Source organism: Flintibacter faecis (assembly GCF_014287875.1).
GTDB lineage: Bacteria > Bacillota > Clostridia > Oscillospirales > Oscillospiraceae > Lawsonibacter > Lawsonibacter faecis_A.
This window is the reverse complement of record NZ_JACOPN010000003.1, coordinates 46,588-64,881: the sequence shown is the minus strand read 5'-3', so window position 1 is coordinate 64,881 and position 18,294 is coordinate 46,588. Positions and strand designations below refer to the sequence as shown.

The 18,294-nt window shown below is 47.1% G+C and carries 19 protein-coding genes and 1 pseudogene; 15 read left to right on the top strand and 5 right to left on the bottom strand.

What is annotated here, in order from left to right:
* Positions 1-20 precede the first annotated feature (20 nt).
* On the top strand, positions 21-617 hold the full coding sequence (locus H8S55_RS04970) for a ribonuclease M5 (protein WP_186878045.1): 597 nt from the start codon (positions 21-23) through the stop codon (positions 615-617).
* Positions 618-730: 113 nt separating this feature from the next.
* Here the strand turns inward: H8S55_RS04970 and H8S55_RS14475 are convergent, their stop codons facing one another.
* The 4 genes and pseudogenes from H8S55_RS14475 to H8S55_RS04955 all read right to left on the bottom strand — a co-directional run bounded on the left by H8S55_RS14475 (position 731) and on the right by H8S55_RS04955 (position 3,836).
* On the bottom strand, positions 731-1,804 hold the full coding sequence (locus H8S55_RS14475) for a recombinase family protein (protein ID WP_366467408.1): 1,074 nt from the start codon (positions 1,802-1,804) through the stop codon (positions 731-733).
* A gap of 24 nt (positions 1,805-1,828) precedes the next feature.
* Entirely contained in the window at positions 1,829-2,269 is a 441-nt protein-coding gene (locus tag H8S55_RS14070) for a recombinase family protein (protein ID WP_243200469.1), read from the bottom strand.
* A 2-nt stretch (positions 2,270-2,271) separates the two neighbouring features.
* A pseudogene (gene mobQ / locus H8S55_RS04960) lies at positions 2,272-3,519 on the bottom strand (MobQ family relaxase); the annotation flags it as partial.
* 2 nt (positions 3,520-3,521) lie between these two features.
* A complete protein-coding gene (locus tag H8S55_RS04955) occupies positions 3,522-3,836 on the bottom strand; it encodes a DUF3847 domain-containing protein (RefSeq protein WP_186878044.1) in 315 nt (104 codons plus the stop codon).
* A gap of 127 nt (positions 3,837-3,963) precedes the next feature.
* Between H8S55_RS04955 and H8S55_RS04950 the strand changes: the two genes are divergently transcribed.
* The 11 genes from H8S55_RS04950 (at position 3,964) to tnpA (ending at position 15,131) form a co-directional block, all read left to right on the top strand.
* Entirely contained in the window at positions 3,964-4,401 is a 438-nt protein-coding gene (locus H8S55_RS04950) for a hypothetical protein (RefSeq protein WP_186878043.1), read from the top strand.
* A 35-nt stretch (positions 4,402-4,436) separates the two neighbouring features.
* Positions 4,437-4,691: a hypothetical protein gene (locus H8S55_RS04945; protein WP_147561237.1), complete on the top strand. Its 255-nt coding sequence runs from the start codon at positions 4,437-4,439 to the stop codon at positions 4,689-4,691.
* Between the two features lie 383 nt (positions 4,692-5,074).
* Entirely contained in the window at positions 5,075-5,920 is an 846-nt protein-coding gene (locus H8S55_RS04940) for a sugar phosphate isomerase/epimerase family protein (RefSeq protein WP_186878042.1), read from the top strand.
* Positions 5,921-5,978: 58 nt separating this feature from the next.
* A complete protein-coding gene (locus H8S55_RS04935) occupies positions 5,979-6,521 on the top strand; it encodes a TRAP transporter small permease (RefSeq protein ID WP_186878041.1) in 543 nt (180 codons plus the stop codon).
* Positions 6,514-7,812, top strand: a complete 1,299-nt coding sequence (locus H8S55_RS04930; protein ID WP_186878040.1) for a TRAP transporter large permease — start codon at positions 6,514-6,516, stop codon at positions 7,810-7,812. Before H8S55_RS04935 ends, H8S55_RS04930 begins: the two co-directional genes overlap by 8 nt.
* 18 nt (positions 7,813-7,830) lie before the next feature.
* The gene (locus tag H8S55_RS04925) at positions 7,831-8,982 is read left to right on the top strand and encodes a TRAP transporter substrate-binding protein (protein WP_186878039.1); all 1,152 of its coding nucleotides are present in this window, start codon (positions 7,831-7,833) and stop codon (positions 8,980-8,982) included.
* An 83-nt stretch (positions 8,983-9,065) separates the two neighbouring features.
* Positions 9,066-9,959, top strand: a complete 894-nt coding sequence (locus H8S55_RS04920) for a PfkB family carbohydrate kinase (protein ID WP_186878038.1) — start codon at positions 9,066-9,068, stop codon at positions 9,957-9,959.
* Between the two features lie 55 nt (positions 9,960-10,014).
* The gene (locus tag H8S55_RS04915) at positions 10,015-12,078 is read left to right on the top strand and encodes a hydantoinase/oxoprolinase family protein (protein ID WP_186878037.1); all 2,064 of its coding nucleotides are present in this window, start codon (positions 10,015-10,017) and stop codon (positions 12,076-12,078) included.
* A 1-nt stretch (position 12,079) separates the two neighbouring features.
* The gene (locus H8S55_RS04910; RefSeq protein ID WP_186878036.1) at positions 12,080-13,837 is read left to right on the top strand and encodes a hydantoinase B/oxoprolinase family protein; all 1,758 of its coding nucleotides are present in this window, start codon (positions 12,080-12,082) and stop codon (positions 13,835-13,837) included.
* A 4-nt stretch (positions 13,838-13,841) separates the two neighbouring features.
* A complete protein-coding gene (locus tag H8S55_RS04905) occupies positions 13,842-14,846 on the top strand; it encodes an SIS domain-containing protein (RefSeq protein WP_186878035.1) in 1,005 nt (334 codons plus the stop codon).
* Between the two features lie 129 nt (positions 14,847-14,975).
* Entirely contained in the window at positions 14,976-15,131 is a 156-nt protein-coding gene (tnpA, locus tag H8S55_RS14575; RefSeq protein ID WP_436233141.1) for an IS66 family insertion sequence element accessory protein TnpA, read from the top strand.
* Positions 15,132-15,605: 474 nt separating this feature from the next.
* Here tnpA and H8S55_RS04900 read toward each other — a convergent pair whose 3' ends face one another.
* Positions 15,606-15,878 (bottom strand): transposase, encoded by a 273-nt coding sequence (locus tag H8S55_RS04900; RefSeq protein WP_186878034.1) that lies wholly within the window; start codon positions 15,876-15,878, stop codon positions 15,606-15,608.
* Between the two features lie 200 nt (positions 15,879-16,078).
* Here H8S55_RS04900 and H8S55_RS04895 point away from each other — a divergent pair, with 200 nt between their 5' ends.
* From H8S55_RS04895 to H8S55_RS04885, 3 genes are all read left to right on the top strand, one after another.
* A complete protein-coding gene (locus H8S55_RS04895; RefSeq protein WP_186878033.1) occupies positions 16,079-16,798 on the top strand; it encodes a GntR family transcriptional regulator in 720 nt (239 codons plus the stop codon).
* A gap of 240 nt (positions 16,799-17,038) precedes the next feature.
* Positions 17,039-17,389, top strand: a complete 351-nt coding sequence (locus H8S55_RS14065; protein WP_186878032.1) for a helix-turn-helix domain-containing protein — start codon at positions 17,039-17,041, stop codon at positions 17,387-17,389.
* 8 nt (positions 17,390-17,397) lie between these two features.
* Positions 17,398-18,228: an IS3 family transposase gene (locus H8S55_RS04885; RefSeq protein WP_243200488.1), complete on the top strand. Its 831-nt coding sequence runs from the start codon at positions 17,398-17,400 to the stop codon at positions 18,226-18,228.
* The last annotated feature ends 66 nt before the right edge of the window (positions 18,229-18,294 follow it).

Below are 18,294 nucleotides of genomic sequence, written 5' to 3'. Positions count from 1 at the left end.
ATTAGAATGGGAGAGTACTTATGCTGCGCATCAAGGAGGCCATTGTAGTGGAGGGCCGCTATGACAAAAACACCCTGTCCCAGGTGGTGGATACCCTGATCCTGGAGACGGGGGGCTTTCATATCTTCAAGGACCCGGAGCAGATGGCCCTGCTGCGCCGGGCGGCCCAGCGCCGGGGCCTGATCGTCCTCACCGACTCGGACGGGGCGGGCTTTGTCATCCGCAATCGAATCCGGGGGGCGGTGCCCCAGAGCCAGGTGAAGCACGCCTATATCCCCGATGTCTACGGCAAGGAGCGCCGCAAGCGTCAGCGGGGGAAGGAGGGCAAGCTGGGGGTGGAGGGCATGACCCCCGCCGTGCTGGAGCAGGTGCTCCGCCGGGCCGGGGCCACCATTTTAAATGAAGCCCCCGGACAGGACGCAAAGACCGCCCCCGCCCTGACCAAGGCCGACCTGTTTTCTGCCGGGCTCACCGGCAGACCGGACAGCGCCGCCCGCCGTCTGGCACTGCTGAAACAGCTGGAGCTGCCCGAACACATGAGCGCCAACGCCCTGCTGAACGTGCTGAACGGCTGCTACAGCCGCCAGGAGGCCCGGGAACTGCTGGGGCTTTTGTAATAGCTTGTTTTGAAAAGAAATGGCCGTCGCCGGAATAGCCGGGTGGTCGTAAAACAGTAAAATCTAAAAATGGTGAAAACCTTGTGTTTTCAAGGGGTGCGGCGTGACTTCGGTCACGCCGTTTCCTCTTTCATCAGCTCATTCAGCGGAATGAAGCCCAGCCCGTCGTACTTGATGTGGATGTGCTGCACACGCTTTCCGCCGGATTTGTCCGGCGCGTCCACATAGATGGCGGACACCAGCTCTCGCAGAGCATAGCCGTCCAGCTCGTCGATGCCCACATACTTGTGCGCCGTCTGAATGAACTTCTCAATGTTTTCGTTCTGTCGTTCCTGTACTTCAATCTCCTGCCGCAAGGTAATACACTCAGCCTCCAACTGCTTCTGCTCCATTTCATAGGTCAGGCTCAGCATATCGAAGCGGTCATCACTCAGCCGCCCGCTGGCGTTGTCCTCGTAAATCTTAATGAACAGCCGTTTCAGCTCAGCGATGCGGTTTTCGTTCGGCTCCAGCCGTTTTCTGCGGATGCGGATCTGCTCACCGCTTTCCAGCCGGAGTTGTTCTTCCATCACAGTACGGAAATGTGCCTCATGACGCAGAATGTAGCCTGTCACAGTCTGAATATGTTTCAGGACTACACACTCAAAAACCTTGACCCGAATGAAGTGTCCTTTGCACTTCTTCTTGTCCTTACGGTGCAGCGAACAATCAAAGAAGTCCTGTGTGGGATCGCCGTTGTTGGACGAGCCATAGTTCATTTTGGAACCGCAGTCGGCGTAGTAGATAAGCCCGGAAAAGATGCTGCTTCGGCCTGTGCGGGTCATTCGGTGCCGCTGCTGGCGAACCTGCTGTACCTTCTCAAACACGGCTTCCTCAATGATGGCCTCATGTGTATTGGGGAAGACGGCTTGCTTCTCAAGGGGATTGTCCCGCTGCTTCTTGTTCCAGATGGAGTTGGTATAGGTCTTGAAGTTCACCGTACAGCCTGTGTACTCCCGACGTTCCAGAATGTTGACCACACTGCTGTCCTTCCATCCATATGGATTTTCCGGTTTCTTATTTGGACACTTTATTCCTTGCAGTGCTTTATATGCGGTGGGGGTCAGCACCTTGTCCGCTTTCAGTTGGTTGGCGATTTGCATGGGACCCCGGCCCTCCATGCACATGGCAAAGATACGCTTCATCACATCGGCGGCCACCGGGTCAACCACCTAGCGGCGGGGATTCTCCGGGTCCTTCACATGGCCATAGGGCACATTGGTGGTCAGGGGTACGCCTCGCTCACCCTTAGCTTTCTGGACAGCCCCGATCTTGCGGCTGGTGTCCCGGGCATAGAACTCGTTGAACCAGTTCTTGATGCCCGCAAAATCGTTGTCCACCCGGTTGGGGTCAATGGTGTCGTAGTTGTCATTGATGGCGATGAAGCGGACGCCGTTCTGCAGAAAGGTGAAGTTGGTGTAAAGCCCCGTCAGTGCGGAATTGCGGCCCAATCTGGAAAGGTCCTTGGTGATCGCCACGGCCACCCGTCCCGCTTCGATTTCGGCCAGCATGGCCTGAAAGCCGGGGCGGTCGTATGTCACGCCGCTGACTCCATCATCCACGAAAAATGTGGGGTTCGGGAAGTGGTGCTCTTTGGCATACTGCAAAAGCATGGCCTTTTGATGTAGAACAGGCGAAGCGTATCGTCATGTTCTGCCTTGTACTTCTGTCGGGATTTCTCAAAGCGGATGGTTTTCAGCTTGTCGGCAACGGGCTTTCCGGATTTGTAGTAATCCGCCATGCGCAGCAGCTCGTCCAGTTCCTTGATGCGGGCCTGTTTCCCGGAAGCGGACTTTTTCAGCGTGTCGATTTCGTCCTGCATAGTGTGCAGAGCTGCGTCCAGATCGTCGGTGGTATAGAGCTGTTTTGATTTCAGATAATTGACCGCTTCGGAGAACTTTTTCAGATTGGCGATCCTTGCCTTGCTGCTGTATGCGCCCTTGTTGCGATTGTCGTAATAGGCAGACAGCAGTTCCACCAGCGTGGGCGGTTGGGGTTTGGACAGCTCTGTTTTCATTTCTTTCAGCCAGACGATCAGGGCGGCGATTTTCTGTTTTGCCTCCCGGAGCATGGCGTTGGTTTTCCTGATCCAGCGGTTGAGATCGCCCTTGTCGGTGCGGATACCCTTTGCTTCCATCGCTCGGACGGTCGGCCCCTCGTGCTGGGTGGGAATCTGTTCTACCCCCTGACGCTCAAAGCTACGGTGGTCGATGCGGCAATCCAAACCCTTTTCGGCAAACTTGGAGTTGCACAGCTCCGCCCATTGTTCACGCCAAAACTCCAATGTTTCCGGCTTGCCCCAATCGGTGGTGGGGACAGCGTTGAACACATAGTTGCCAGCCTCGTCCCGAATGCGCTCACCATGCTCGTCCAGCACATATTCCCGCCGCTGCTTGTTGCCCCATTTTCCGTGTTCATCCAGAGGACGGATAGGACACATGACATGAAAATGCGGATTGGAAATGCCACCGTCCTCCTTGTCTGGCTGATGAATGGCGAAGTCCACCACCATGCCCCGGCTCACAAAATTGTCCAATAAAAATTGCCTTGCGAGGTCGATGTTCTCCTCCATGGAAAACTCGTTCTGCAAGGCAATATCGAAGCTGTATGCAAGCTGTGCGTTCTTTCCGCGCTCGGCTTTTTCAACGGCGTTCCAGAGGGTTTCCCGGTCTGCGTACTCCGGTGGGGCTTGGGGCGGCAGCAGGATTTCCGAACAGATTACGCCACCCTTGCGGGTGTAGTCACTGTCCTCACCGTAGTATTCGCTGTGCAGCTTTTCGCCGGAGCGATAGGCGGCAGACGCAATAGCGAATTGTCCTGCGCTGCGCTTGATTTGGGTTACATGAAAATGATACAGTGCGATAGTCAATCACCCCGAAACTCATTTTTGTTGTGTTCGTTTACGGCCTCCATAAGCAGGCCCTTGACCTCCGGGATGGCAAGGGCTTTTTCCGCAAAAGCGTAAAACTCGGTTTCGCTCAAAACCTTTGCCAGCGGGGCCACGCTCTCAATGGCAGCTCCACGGGTAATCAACCTGTGCGCCCGTTTCCTGCGGTCGCCTTTTTCATAGTAGGCGGCACGGTTTTCAAGCTGCTGCTGTTTGTGCCGGAGCTGGGCAAGCTGGCGCTCATTGGCGGCGATCTCGGCTTTCGGTTCGGGGATGGTTTTCTGTTTGGGCATGGTACATGACCTCCTTTTAATGGGGTGGATGGGATAAAAAAAGACCGCCTACGTTTTCAGTAGACGGACTGGCTGACAGCATGGGATCGAGGAGCAATATCGGGATAATCCCCGGTACCGTTTCACCGTGATTCCGGCGTTGAACGAGGCAGGGGAGAATAATTTCGACTATAAATATGACCTGGGCTTCGACACGGAATACTATCAGGACATGAAGGAGAGTATTGATGACGCCACCTGGATGGCAAGATACATGGGGAATCCCTACATTCGGGAAGGGCTGCTGTTCCCAGCTGATGAGCTGCGATACTACAACGGTGTGCTGCCGGATGGGGAACCGGACCGCATCATGGCAGTAGTCGATACTGCCTGGGGTGGGGGAGACAGTCTGAGTATGCCGGTGGCCTATATTTATGGGGAGGACGTGTACATCCAGGATGTGGTCTTCAATGCAGGGGATAAAACTGCCACACGTCCACTGGTGCTTGGAACCTTGAAGCAGCACCATCCCCACATGGTCCGGTGGGAGAGCAACAATGGCGAAGATGAGCATGGCGCATCGTAGATGAAAAGCTCCGCCAGGACGGGGTGAAGGTGAATATGAGCTATAAGAAGGCCCCAACAAATCAGAGCAAATTGAGCCGGATCATCCAGTATGCACCGGATATCAAGACATTCTACTTCATAGATGGGAAGCACCGTAGCTCTGAGTATGAGAAATTCGTGCGGGAACTGACCCTGATCACCATCAGTGGAAAGAATCTTCATGATGATGCCCCGGATGCTTGCGCCATGCTGGTGGATTTTATCACCGGAGGCATTAAAACGGTGACGGTGGCGAAAAGACCGTTTTGAAAGAGAATGTGCCGGGCAGAAATCATCAGTCGGTACTATGTTGAATAATAGCTATTAAGCCTCTGACATGGTTTGAACTTCTAACAATAATTTGTAAGAATTGGCGGAAAAAAATTACAAAAACCTGGGTGTAACTAAAGATTATATTGTGTATATATGAATATTTGTAATGGTTTTTCAGAGGAACGGAAAATACATCAAAAAAATTAACAAAATTTTTTAATGATGTTGATTTATGCTGAGCAATAATGTATACTTTAGACATGATGTTACATAACATTACACGATGATACATATCTGCACGGTCTGAATAATAGAACGGGAGCTGTAGATAGCATAAGATGGTGTATTTAGGTATCATCAAACAAGGGGGTTGATCATCAATGAGTAGTATCAAACATCTGAAACGGGCACAAATTGCATGTTCCAATTATCACTACATAAAGTATAGCCTACCGTATTTTTTGAATTCTATGGTAAATTTAGGCCAACACTTGATTGAGTTTTATGCAGCTAGCCCTCACCTTAGTGTGGAAGATGCAACATATAATTCTGTTAAAGTGTTAAAACGAGAATTGGATGCACGTGAAATAAAAGTGTGCTGTTTGACTCAAGAACAGTGCGTTTATCCAATTAATATTGCCTGTGAAGATGATGCCATTCGTGAAAGAAGCACCCAAACTTTTATAAAAACCATTGAGTTTGCTGCTCAGCTTCAGGCTCCATATGCACAAATAGTGTGCGGGAGAGGATATTTCGACAATCCAGAGGAGGACGCATGGAAACGTAGTGCGGAGTCACTTTCAAGAATTGTGGACAAGGCGTCAAGATATGGAGTCACAATGGTTATTGAAGCTGCAAGTTATAATACCACAAATGTAGTTTACGATAGCCATCGCATGCGCCGTATGATAGATGAAATTGGAAGTCCCAACCTGAAAGGTATGTTGGATACCTGTGCGGTTGCAATGGCTGGTGAGGACATTCGTGAAGATTTAGCACTCTTAGGTCAAGATATGGTTCATTTACACTTTGCTGATGGGACGCCGTTGGGACATTTTATACCCGGTGAAGGGAAACTCCCCCTGATAGACTACTTAACCGCGCTCGACGAGGTAAGGTATACGGGTGCAATCCCATTTGAGATATATAACCGTCTGTACGATTTTGAACCAGAAGGAACGATGAAAAAGTGTCTTGAGTTCATGTACCAAGTAATCCCGGAATGATCGTGTGCAGGAAGATGAATGTGATGTAGGTACGTTTACTTGTACAGAAAGGAGCATCATGAAAGCAGGAATTCGAAAAATAGGGGCTATTCTTGACTGCTTTAACAATGCGCTGGAATTACTGGCAGGACTATCCGCATTTGTTATGATGGCAATGTTGTGCTTTCAAGTCATGATGAGGTATGTGTTCTCGAATCCTATTTATGGCATTGATGAGGCTGTTATTGCTATCATGGTGTGGGTCTGCGCCGTGGGATGGGCTACGGTGTATTGGCAGAATGGGCATGCGATATTAGAGTTCATTGTTAAGCGGATGAGTCAAAATGCCCGCCGTGTGATTTTTCATTTAACGAACGCAATTGTATTGCTGATATCAGTATTGTTTGTCCCAGCTAGTTGTAAGCTTTTTAAAATGCAAGAGCATCTACGACCAATAGGAGGCCTCCCCTTCGGGAAAGCATATTATTATGCATTGCCAGTGGTAGTGATGAGTATCATTGTACTCATCTATTGTGTCTACAAGACGATTGCATATATCGTATTAGATGATGAGAGTATTGTCGCCCCTGACGCGCGAGAGGAGGGTAATATACTTGACTAGTTTTGACCCTATGATTCTTCTGTATTTTGGAACATTCGTTGTTTTAATCCTTCTGCAGATTCCAATTAGTTATGCGATGCTCTTTGCGAGTCTGGAGTACTTGGTTGTCAACCACGAAAGCTTTATCATTTTTGCCCAGAAAACAGCGAACTCATTTGCAGACTTTAATATGTTAGCGCTTCCAGCGTTCCTGTTTGTCGGGTGCTTTATGAACGAGGTGGGGTTGACAGATCGCTTATTCTTAATGTTAGAGTGCTGGCTCGGCCATCTCCCGGGAGGCTTAGCTCACGCCAATGTTCTGGCGTCCATGCTGTTCGCTGGCATGTCAGGATCCGCTTTGGCTGATGCAGGTGGGTTAGGAACAATTGAAGTAAAGGCTATGTCTGAAGCAGGCTATGATAAGAACTTTTCTATAGCCGTAACAGCTGCTTCAGCGGGGATTGGCCCCATTATTCCTCCGTCCATTAACTTCGTTATTTGGGCTTTTTTGTCCCAAACTTCGACAATGGCGATGTTCGAGGCCGGATATCTCCCAGGTGCTATCATGGGAATTTGTATGATGGTCTGGATTGTTATTGCCATGAAAACTCAAAATATTAAGTGCCCAAAATCCAGAAGATATACTTGGCGAGAGCGGTTTTTTGCTACTTGGAAGTCCCTTCCGGCATTGGGAGGCCCAATTATTTTGATTGCTGGGATTACAACAGGTGTTTTTACGCCCGCTGAATGTGGGACTGTTGCAGCTATGTACTGTGTACTGCTTGCCATTGCTATTCGGAGATTTAACTGGGCTATGTTTTCCAAAGCATTGCGAGCGACTATTGCCAGTACCGGAATGGTGATGTGCCTATGCGCTTCTGGTATGGTGTTCAACTGGCTTATTGTTACAAGCGGCATAACGACCGTGGTTACAAATGCGCTGATGGCTCTGAATAACCGGATTCTTATCCTGTTACTGCTAAACTGCTTGTTGTTATTCATGGGTTGCTTTATTGGCGCAATGCAGATCGAGATTATGATGGCACCGATTTTGATGAACCTAGCTACTGCACTTGGAATGAGCTATATCCAGATGGGTGTCATGGTTGTTTTGAATATCACCATTGGTATAATAACTCCGCCTTTTGCACCGGCATTGTTCGTCACATGTAAGGCGACAGGAGGTAATTTCGAATCTGCGCTGAAGTACACGATTCAGTTTTTGATTCCCCTGTTTATTACACTGATGCTGGTTGCTTATGTACCGCAGGTTACAGAGTTTCTCCCCAGACTGCTTGGGACGCTCAAATAAAAACGGAGGTAATTAATTATGAAAAGAACACTGGCAACGCTCTTGGCACTGACCCTAGTGTGCGGGATGTTTTCTGCATGCAGCAAGAATCCTTCAAGTTCAGCTTCAGGTACATCTCCTGGTGCTATTAGTTCTTCCTCTCAGCCGACTGGCATTTCCAGTAGCATTGTTGATGTATCCTCTCTTTCTGTAGAAGAAGCTTCTAAACAGGCAGCTAATGTTCAGTATGGGGCTGACACCAAAGTTGTTCGCTTTGGTAATGCCGGTGCGCTGGGTGAGACCGGCCCGACGGCTTGTCAATATTACTGTGATTTGGCCAACATTGCATTTAATGGAAAATACCGGTTTGATTTCTATCCCTCGGAACAACTGGGTAACGAGACCACTATGTTAGAAAATATGCAAATGGGCCTTCAGGAAGTTATGATGACTACTTTGAGTACCATGGCTACCTATTCCCCAGATCTTAATATTTTGGATATGGCATTTTGCTTTAACTCCTCTGAACAGGCACAGTACTATATTGCACAGAACGAGCAAATCTGGAAGGACTTAGATGACGCTGGCTATGTCTTTGTTGCTTACAATCTGCAGCGTAATCCTCGAATGTTGTTCTGCACATGGCCGCTGGAGAACGCTTCTGATATGAAAGGAATGAAGTATCGTATCCCCAATCTTCCTATTTTTGAAGCTAATGCCCGTGCAATGGGGGCTACACCAGTTGTGACTGCTTATTCTGAGTATACCTTTGCTTTGATGCAGGGGATTGTGGACGGTGGCGATTCTGCGAAAGACGCATATTATTCCGCTGGATTCTATGAGTCTGCTCCCTATGCCTCCGAAGTTGATTTTGCCTACCCGTTTGAGAGTATTTTCTTTGCCAAGTCTTTCTGGGATACGCTCCCCGCTGAGGATCAGGAAGTCTTTAAGAGCCTTGGTTCTCAGGTTGAGAAATATTATAATGATACCATCAAAGACGAATGGGCTGAAATGAAAACGGAACTGATTGATAAAGGCGTTACCTTTGTAGACTGTGACCGTCAGTCGTTCATTGATGCTACTTCCCAGTTGGGTTATGAACTCCAGGAGACAGACTTGTTCAAGACCGAGAAACTCTATGAAAAAGTTCTGGCATGGAATGCTGAATTTGAGAAAGCTAATCCAGCCTAATTCCACCTGATCAAGGGACTGGCCGGAGTAACATTTTAGTGAACCGGCCAGTCCTTCAAATTTTTCCCAGAAAGGATGTTCCGATGAAACTGTTGGGGTTAGGAGATAACGTCTGCGATCTATATTTGCATACTGGTATGATGTATCCAGGCGGGCAAGCACTGAATGTTGCAGTGAATGCAGCACGGTTAGGAGCGAAAGCTGATTTTTTGGGTGTATTTGGAACTGACTGCGTTGCAGAACATGTGCGACATGTCTTAGATGAGGAAGGAATCGGTTGTGAGCGATGTCGTATATATCCTGGGGAAAATGGATATGCCAAGGTTACATTGAATCATGGTGACCGAGTCTTCCTAGGCAGCAATCGAGGGGGAGTATTGCAGAGACACCCTATTTCTCTTGACGAAGAAGATCTTTCGTATTGCTCTGAATTTCAAATCATTCATACCAGTAACAATAGTTTCCTGGACGGAGAGCTACCAAAATTAAGTACACTCCCTGGATTAGTGAGTTATGACTTTTCAGGCCAATGGACAGACGAAGAACGATTGAACCGGGTGTGCCCTTATATTGATTTTGCCTTTTTATCTGGAAGCGGGCTGTCGGGAACAGAGGCTATTACCATTGCGAATAGGATGATGGCTCTAGGTAAAATGGTTGTATGCATTACGCGAGGGAATCAATCAGCACTGATTTATGATGGACCATTCCATATGAAGCAATCCCCATATATCGTGGAAGCACTGGATACTATGGGTGCGGGAGATAGCTTTGCCGCTGGACTACTTACAAAATTAGGAAAGCAATTAGAACAAGACGGTAAGGAAAACTGGGGCAATCCCCTTTATCGAGCCGAACTTTTGCACGCTTCGTTAGTAGATGCGGCAAAATGGTCGGCACATACTTGTACGATTTCCGGAGCCATCGGCTATGGAACCGATATTCCGCTTGAGCTGATGGCTCGTGTTTCCACTTAATACATAACATTATATAATGTATTAATAAATAATAGTTTTTATCTGAGGTGATATTATGGGCTACATGATTGGTGTCGATGTAGGCGGTACATTTACGGATTTTTCTGTGTTTGACTTAGACACTGGTAGGTTGATTAACTACAAAGACAGTTCAACCCCTGAAGACCCTTCTAGGGCTATTGTAAAAGGTGTACAGGATATTTTGGCACAGGAGAAAGCAGATGCGGATCAGGTGTCTTATTTGGCACATGGGACAACTGTCGGTACTAATGCCCTGATTGAAAAAAAGGGTGCAAAGCTTGGCCTAATCACAACAGAAGGTTTTAAAGATACCATGGAAATCGGGAATCAAAAACGCCCGAGCCTATATGACTTGCAGGCACAAAAGCCGGTTTCGTTAATCCCATCTGGTTGTAATATGGGGGTTAAGGAACGTATTTTGTATAATGGGGGAATTGACACTCCGCTTGACGAAGAAGATGCCCGCCGTGTTATCCGTTTTCTGAAACACAAGGGTGTGCAGGCGATTGCGGTATGTACGCTGTTTTCGTTCATTAATCCTGCACATGAGCGGCGAATCAAAGAACTTATAGAGGAAGAATTTCCTGAAGCATATACAACAATTTCTAGTGATCTTGCGCCTGAATTCCGAGAATACAGCCGGATGAGCACAACTGTCCTAAACTGTTATCTAGGACCTGTAATGAAAAAGTATGTTCACAATTTCCAGCAGTCGCTGAAGGATATTGGCGTACAGGTAGAACCTTACATTACACAGTCGAATGGTTCAATCATATCTATCAAAGAAACAATCGATTGCCCTATCAAATGTGCTGTTTCTGGCCCCAGTGCTGGAGTAGTTGCTGCCTCGTTTATTGGCCGACAGTGTGGAGCCTCTAAAGTAATCACATTTGATATGGGCGGAACCAGTGCGGATATAAGCTTGATTGAAAATTATTCGCCTAAAGTGTCAAACGAACGATTGGTAGAAGGTTATCCAGCACGGATTCCTATGATTAATATAATTACGATTGGAGCAGGTGGAGGCTCTATTGCCAGGATTGATGAGGGGAATGCATTGAAAGTAGGGCCTGAAAGTGCAGGAGCTGTTCCTGGGCCCGCTTGTTATGGCAGAGGTGGTACGCAGCCAGTTGTCACCGATGCTAATATAGTCTTAGGAAAACTGAATCAGAACCGAATTCTTGGTGGAAGAATGAAGGTTCATTTGGAAAAAGCATATCAAGCACTAGATGAATATATCTGTGCCAAAAGTTCACTTAGCAGAGAAGAAGCGGCGAACGGTATTATTACCGTTGTCAATTCTAATATGGTACGTGCGGTTCGCAGTGTATCGGTGGAAAAAGGCTATGATGTCCGGGAATTCAGTCTTATGGCTTTTGGAGGGGCAGGCCCCCTTCATGCATGTGAGGTCGCCCAGGAGTTGGGTATTCGGGAAGTAATTATTCCTCCGCATCCTGGAACGCTATGTTCGTTGGGGTTGCTGTTGGCTGATACTAAATTTGATTTGAGCAGAACAAATATCCTGGATGCAACAAAAGAGAACATTCTGCTCTTCAATAAGGAATTCTCGGATATGTTGCTCCAGGGAGCAAAGGCGCTTGATCGAGAGGGAATTGTGCAGGAACGGCGAATTTTTGAATGTTCGATTGATATGCGTTATCAGAGGCAAAATTTCGAAATTAATATTCCTGTTGCCTCTGGTGTCTTGACTGAGGAAACTTTGGAGAAAGCACTATCGGATTTTCACGCTGAACACAAAAGAAGTTATGGTTATTGCAATGAAAACGCGCCAGTTCAATTTGTCAGTTACCGAGTCAGCGCAATTGGAATAATCGACAAGCCTGAAATGGAAGCGAAGCCGATGGAGCCGGAGGCACCGTTGCCGAAACCAATCGAGGTACGGCGTGTCCTTTACCAGAACTGCACGGAGTATCTGGAAAGCCCAGTGTACAGCAGAGATGATTTGCTTCCCGGGCAAAGCATTAGCGGCCCGTGTATCTGCGAACAGATGGACACCACCTTGGTAGTTCCTCCTAAGTGGGTACTCAAAGTGGACAGATATGGAAATATTGTAATGCACTATAACGAGGTGAGATGATATGGTTCACAACAGACCAGATACCGTTACAGTAGAGGTTATCCGAAATTTGCTGATGTCTGTGGCGGAGGAAACCTATGGGATTATTATCCGCAGTGCATACTCTACGAATATGAAGGAACGTCGGGATGTTTGTACTGCTGTAATTGATCCGGATGGGAATAGTGTGGCTCAGGTGGAAAGTTTGACTGCCTTGCTGGGTTCAATGCTTAGTGTTGTGCCTAACATTTACGAAAAATTTGGGCGCGAAAACATCCATCCGGGGGATATGTTTATTGTAAATGATCCATTCCATGGAGGCGGAAATCATCTGCCGGATATCGTTTTAGCTGCGCCGGCTTTCTGTGGTGATACACTTGTTGGATGGGTAGCAAACATTGCACATCATGCGGATATTGGGGGAAAAGTCCCTGGCTCATCCAGTGGTGATGCTGTCAGCCTGTTCCAGGAGGGAATTCGAATTCCGCTAGTGCGTATTCGTGAGGATGGCAAGTTGAATCAAAGTGTTATGGATATGTTGCTGGTCAACTCCAGAGTTCCACAGGAGAGATACGGTGATTTGACTGCACAGATGTCGGCAAATTTGATTGGAATTCAACGGTTACAGGATGCGTATGAGCGCTATGGGGATGTCCTAATTTCTTGCATGTCTGAATTGATTGAGTATTCGGAACGCCGGATTCGGGCGGCAGTCGCCAAGCTTCCAGACGGTGAATATAGCTATACAGATTATATGGATGGCTGCGGCGAAAAATACCCAGATCCATTGCCGATTAAGGTCAAGATTACAGTGCGTGGCAATCAGATGGAAGTTGATTTTACTGGCTCTGCCCAACAATTGGAGGCACCTATCAATGTTCCTTGGCCGTGTACTAAAGCAGATGTGTTTTATTCCGTTAAGGCTATGCTGGGGCCCGATATTCCAGCTAATGAAGGAATCAACCGAGCTATTAAGGTGATTGCACCTAAAGGATGTATCTTGAATCCCACTGAGCCTTCGCCTATTGGTTGCCAGATTGACACGTCCCAACGCGTCCCTGATGCAATTTTTGGGGCACTAGCGCCGCTTTTACCTGAACAAATTGTTACAGCGGGAAATGGAGCCTGCACTACCACGCTGCTGTCTGGCAAGGTTCGGCAGGATTCTGATGAAGTATTTATTTTCCATGAGGTTATTGCGGGTGGTGGAGGTGCTTGTTGGCAATATGATGGGTTGTCCGGAATCCAAGTAAACATGACCAATACTTCCAATATGCCTATCGAGGCTACAGAGATTGAGTTCCCCCATCTGTTAGCAAGAAGGAATGAACTGAAAGAGGATTCTGGTGGCCCGGGATATTTCCGAGGCGGACTTGGTATCCAACGTGAGTTAGAGATTCTGGAAGATAATGTGCTTTATACTGGTTTGGGCGACCGACATAAAATTCACCCGTGGGGATTGAAAGGTGGGAAGGAAGGTGCCGGTGGCGGTTTCTATCGTGTGGCCGCAGACGGGGCAGTAACCCATCTTAGCAATAAAGTGACGAGCTTTCCCATGATGGAGCACGATATTGTTCGTGTTATTACCCCGGGTGCTGGTGGATACGGAGACCCGCTGAACCGTGATATACAGAAGGTACTTCAGGATGTAATAGAATGCAAGGTATCGGTTGAGGGGGCTAGGCGAGATTATGGTGTCGTTATTATTGGAAACGAATATGACGGCTATCAGATCGATGAAGGGGCTACAGAGGCCATGCGTCAGGAATTAAGGAGATAAAACTATGAATGTAAAGGGTATGCAGGAAATCATTGAAGTGGTAGATCAGGTTAAAAGTGATCTTGATGCAGCCGGGGGGCTGAAACATATCTATTTTGTCGCTTGTGGCGGTTCGCTAGCTTCTTCTTTCCCAGCACGGTATTTACTGCAACAGGAGAGCACTTCCATGCATGTTTCTGGGATGAATAGTAGTGAGTTTGTTCATGCTACACCCAAAGCGGTCGGACCAAGTTCTCTTGTAATTTGCACTTCGACTAAAGCTACTGCTGAGACGGTAGATGCACTCAAAAAGGCGAATGCTGCGGGAGCTGTTACTATCGGCCTGACTGGCTATTCAGATTCGCTTACAGCACAGACTGCAAAGTATTCGCTCGTCTACTTCCATGCGGACGAATGGTGCCAGGATCCTTCTCTGGTGCATTGTAACAGTCAGGGGACTGCGTTGAAGTTAGCTTTCCGCCTGCTTTTTGCGATGGAAGGGTATGCCGGCTATGAAAAAGCAATGGATGCGTTCTGTAAGTTCCCCGATATTTATGCTGCAGCATATCAGGCTGTTAAGCCAGAAGCAGCTCGCTTCGCTATGCAGTACCGAAATGATACTATATTTAATGTACTGGCTAGTGGTGCCGCTTGGGAGGTAGCATATTCCGATGCCTTTTGTTTCTTCCAGGAAATGCAAACAGTTCATTGTGTTCCTTGCCATTCTGGAGAATACTTCCATGGGGCTTTTGAAACCACCGACAATCAGCTGGCGGTACTCTTATTCAAGAGTATAGGAAAAACGCGGCCTATAGACGAACGTGCCGAGCGGTTCTTGGAACGTTTCGGGGGCCATCACTATATATTCGATGCTAAAGAAATGGGATTGAGTGCATTAGATCCAGATGTGGCGGAGTACTTTAATGCGTTGCTACTTCATCCTATTTCAAAGCAGTTTATCTCTGCCATGGGTGATGTAAGGATGCACCCTATGAGCTATCGGCGTTACATGTGGAAGTTTGAATATTAAAAGAAACAATTTAGTTATAAAACAGATATAAAGTGACCGTCAAATCTCCCGGCGGATGGACACCCATGGGATAATAGTGGTGGAACGTTTCGCGACGTTCCACCACTATTAACATCAGGGAGAGACACCATGACATCAACAGAGGTAAAGCACCAGGCACGACAACAGAAGTGGGTAGCAGCGATCCAGGATTGCAGAAGCAGCGGTCTTCCGGTCCGGCAGTGGTGCAAGCAAAGAGAAATCACACCATCTACATACTATCGTTGGGAGCGAGAAGTGCGATAATGTACAATAATGGACCTGTTGACAAACATAAAAATTCAGCTGAAACCCATCGTGGCCCCAGCAGAATAATAAATTTGGAGATAGCGAAAGATGGCAGAAAGATGACATTTTGCCATCCGCTTAAGATTTAGGGCCATGGCGGCAAGGAGGCATTCTTCCGTAGCTGCAAGAATGCCCCTTTTTCGAATCTTTGAAATACAGTGTTCCCGTTTCAAGACGGAGAAACTGCCCTAGATATTTGCCCGTCGATTTGCTGCAATTTAGCCTGTGGTACGTAAGAGGAACTCCTTCCGGACAGATGAATGCGTCGAGCTGTGGATCGTAGGAGAACCGCTGTCTGGATCCGTTTGGCTGGTGGTACGGCACTTCCTTACAATTTTTGTTGGCGGCTTTTTGAAGTCTGGCTGATTGGAAAGCTCTTCATCCAAAGAATCGAGATAGCTTTGCATACTCTGTTCAACTTCTGTTTCTACATTAAAACCATCGGTAGGCGATGTTGAGCTGAACTTCCTCCACCAACCGCCGCTCTGATTTGATGCCATACAGGTATCCGATCAAGAGCATTTTGAACATACTGACAGGGTCCACAGATGGACGGCCTGTTGCCGGATAATATGGTGCCAGAAGATCATAGATGAAATCAAAGGATACCATCCGCTCGATCTTCCGCAGCAGGTGGGTTTCTGGAATCAGTGACTCAATATCCACGAAAATCATTGCCATTTGTCTGCTTTGGTGTCCCATCATGCTACATCCCTCCTATAACTATTGTACCACAGAAAGGATTTGCGCACCACTTTGTCAACAGGTCCAAATCTTGACGGCACCAAAATTACAAATATTATTGTTTTGGTGATTGTATTTCATATGATGAAATAGTAATATATAATCATAGAACGTTATATACTGGCACATATTATTACGAAGGAAAAGAGAGGCGACATTATATGATAGACTTTAACAGTATGGTGCCTTTATATCAGCAGGTCATCGAACAGATTATGATAGACATAGAACATAATAAATTCGATAAAACGAGACGGTTGCCCACAGAAGACGAAATGTCTCGAAATTATGGTGTAAGCCGGATAACAATTCGTAAAGCAGTATCCGAATTAGCAAATAGGGGAATTGTTGTCAAAAAGCAGGGAAAAGGTACCTTTTTAAAAACGCCTCCTATGAAAAAAGTACTGAATAACTCTGCTATGAGTTTTACGAATCTGTGTCATGCAAATGGTAAGGTTGCAGGCAGTAAAGTGTTAGAGGCATCTATTTGCATACCGGAAGATACCGATGTGATAGAAGCATTAGGACTTCAGGAAGGAGAAAAGGCGGTTCGAATTCGCCGATTGCGATATGCAGACGGTAAACCATTAGTTATTGAAGACAACTATTTCCCTTTAAAGTACTCATATTTAATCGGTATTGATTTAGAAAATAAGTCCCTATATAGTTATTTGGAAACAGAACAAGGAATTAATATTATATCTGGTCATTTGACCATGCGGCTTATTAGGGCGAATAATAACACGGCACACCTATTAAATGTTCAGCGAAACACCCCGATGCTTCAACTTTGGAGCACAAATCTTTGTGAAAACGGAGAAATCTTACATACTTGTCGTCAGGTAGGTTATGGCGAAGATTTTGATTTTATAATTCGATAAACGAAATTCTTAGAACTGATTCAATCTGTGCCACAACCAGTAGCTATGCAAAACTATATAGAAGACCTGATACAAAATGTAAAGGCGTCTGAAAAGAGAGATGATTGTGACTTTTAACTTAGAAGTCATGGCAATGATTTTCCTTCTATAAATAGGGGCTAAGAGCTTCTCCGCCCTTTTTGAACTGCACCCCATTTGTTAGACAGTATGGTATACTGTTAGGAAATGGGGTGTTTTTCTATGCCAAAGGGAGTACCGAACAAACGATACACAGCGGAATTCAAAAAACTGGTGATCGAAACCATGCGAGAAGATAAATTGAGTTACAGCGAAACCTGCCGACGATTTGATGTAAACAGCAGAGATCAGATCAAATCGTGGGAGCGAATCTATCTGGAAGAAGGGCCGGAAGGCTTGACGGTCGAACGGCGCGGCCGCGGCAGCACCGGTCGGCCAAAGAAGCTGCCGAAGGATGTAGAAGAAGATCTGCTGGCCGAAGTGCAGCGACTGCGTGCGGAGAACGATTACCTAAAAAACTTGCAAGCCTTGGTTTTGGAAGACGAGCGACGCCAGCGCAGAAAACGCAGGTAGTTCAAAAGCTGAGGCAAAGACATTCTCTGGATATTCTTCTCTCAATCGCTCAACTTCCCCGTGCCACTTTCTACTATCATCTGAAGCGGATGAACAGTTCAGATAAGTATAAAGCTGTCAAAGCGGAGATCACGGCCATTTACCATGAAAACAAAGGAAGATACGGCTATCGCCGGATCACGGCAGAGCTTCGCAAGCGCAATTTCCTCCTGAACCACAAGACTGTCCAGCGGCTGATGAAGGAGCTGGGCTTAGTTTGCCGTGTCAGGATGAAGAAGTATCGTTCCTACAAGGGAGAAGTTGGCAAAATCGCGCCAAATCTGTTAAACCGGGACTTCCGCGCCGAAAAGCCAAACCAGAAGTGGGTCACCGATGTGACAGAGTTCAGTTTGTTTGGCGAGAAACTGTATCTGTCCCCAATTCTCGATTTGCACAGCAGCGATCTGGTCAGCTATACCATATCGGATCGCCCTGTGCTCAGCATGGTGACAACTATGCTGAACGAGGCATTTGCAAAAATTCCGGACGGAACAAACCTCATTCTCCATTCTGATCAGGGCTGGCAGTACCAACATAAACAGTATCAACGGATGCTCCGAGAGAAAGGCATCCGGCAGAGTATGAGCCGGAAAGGAAACTGTCTGGACAATGCTGTGATAGAAAATTTCTTTGGGCTGCTCAAAAGTGAGCTGCTATATCTGCAAGAATTTCAGTCCATGGAGCACTTCAAACAGGAACTCGTTGCATATCTGGATTACTACAACAACCGCAGGATCAAGGCAAAACTGAAGGGCTTGCCGCCTGCAATTCACAGACAACAAGCCCTTTCGGCTGCTTGAACAATTTTTACTTCAAAATATTGTCTAACTTTTCGGGGTCACTTCAATTCCGGCGGCGGCTTTTTC

What these genes read in the sequence shown, in the direction of transcription:
- H8S55_RS04925 (WP_186878039.1), top strand. Translation starts at nt 7,831, where the DNA reads ATGAAAAGAACACTGGCAACGCTCTTGGCACTGACCCTAGTGTGCGGG.
- H8S55_RS14065 (WP_186878032.1), top strand. Translation starts at nt 17,039, where the DNA reads ATGCCAAAGGGAGTACCGAACAAACGATACACAGCGGAATTCAAAAAA.
- H8S55_RS04955 (WP_186878044.1), bottom strand. Translation starts at nt 3,836, where the DNA reads ATGCCCAAACAGAAAACCATCCCCGAACCGAAAGCCGAGATCGCCGCC.
- H8S55_RS04895 (WP_186878033.1), top strand. Translation starts at nt 16,079, where the DNA reads ATGATAGACTTTAACAGTATGGTGCCTTTATATCAGCAGGTCATCGAA.
- H8S55_RS04910 (WP_186878036.1), top strand. Translation starts at nt 12,080, where the DNA reads ATGGTTCACAACAGACCAGATACCGTTACAGTAGAGGTTATCCGAAAT.
- tnpA (WP_436233141.1), top strand. Translation starts at nt 14,976, where the DNA reads ATGACATCAACAGAGGTAAAGCACCAGGCACGACAACAGAAGTGGGTA.
- H8S55_RS04915 (WP_186878037.1), top strand. Translation starts at nt 10,015, where the DNA reads ATGGGCTACATGATTGGTGTCGATGTAGGCGGTACATTTACGGATTTT.
- H8S55_RS14070 (WP_243200469.1), bottom strand. Translation starts at nt 2,269, where the DNA reads ATGCTTTTGCAGTATGCCAAAGAGCACCACTTCCCGAACCCCACATTT.
- H8S55_RS04945 (WP_147561237.1), top strand. Translation starts at nt 4,437, where the DNA reads ATGAGCTATAAGAAGGCCCCAACAAATCAGAGCAAATTGAGCCGGATC.
- H8S55_RS04935 (WP_186878041.1), top strand. Translation starts at nt 5,979, where the DNA reads ATGAAAGCAGGAATTCGAAAAATAGGGGCTATTCTTGACTGCTTTAAC.
- H8S55_RS04970 (WP_186878045.1), top strand. Translation starts at nt 21, where the DNA reads ATGCTGCGCATCAAGGAGGCCATTGTAGTGGAGGGCCGCTATGACAAA.
- H8S55_RS04920 (WP_186878038.1), top strand. Translation starts at nt 9,066, where the DNA reads ATGAAACTGTTGGGGTTAGGAGATAACGTCTGCGATCTATATTTGCAT.
- H8S55_RS04900 (WP_186878034.1), bottom strand. Translation starts at nt 15,878, where the DNA reads ATGATGGGACACCAAAGCAGACAAATGGCAATGATTTTCGTGGATATT.
- H8S55_RS04905 (WP_186878035.1), top strand. Translation starts at nt 13,842, where the DNA reads ATGAATGTAAAGGGTATGCAGGAAATCATTGAAGTGGTAGATCAGGTT.
- H8S55_RS04940 (WP_186878042.1), top strand. Translation starts at nt 5,075, where the DNA reads ATGAGTAGTATCAAACATCTGAAACGGGCACAAATTGCATGTTCCAAT.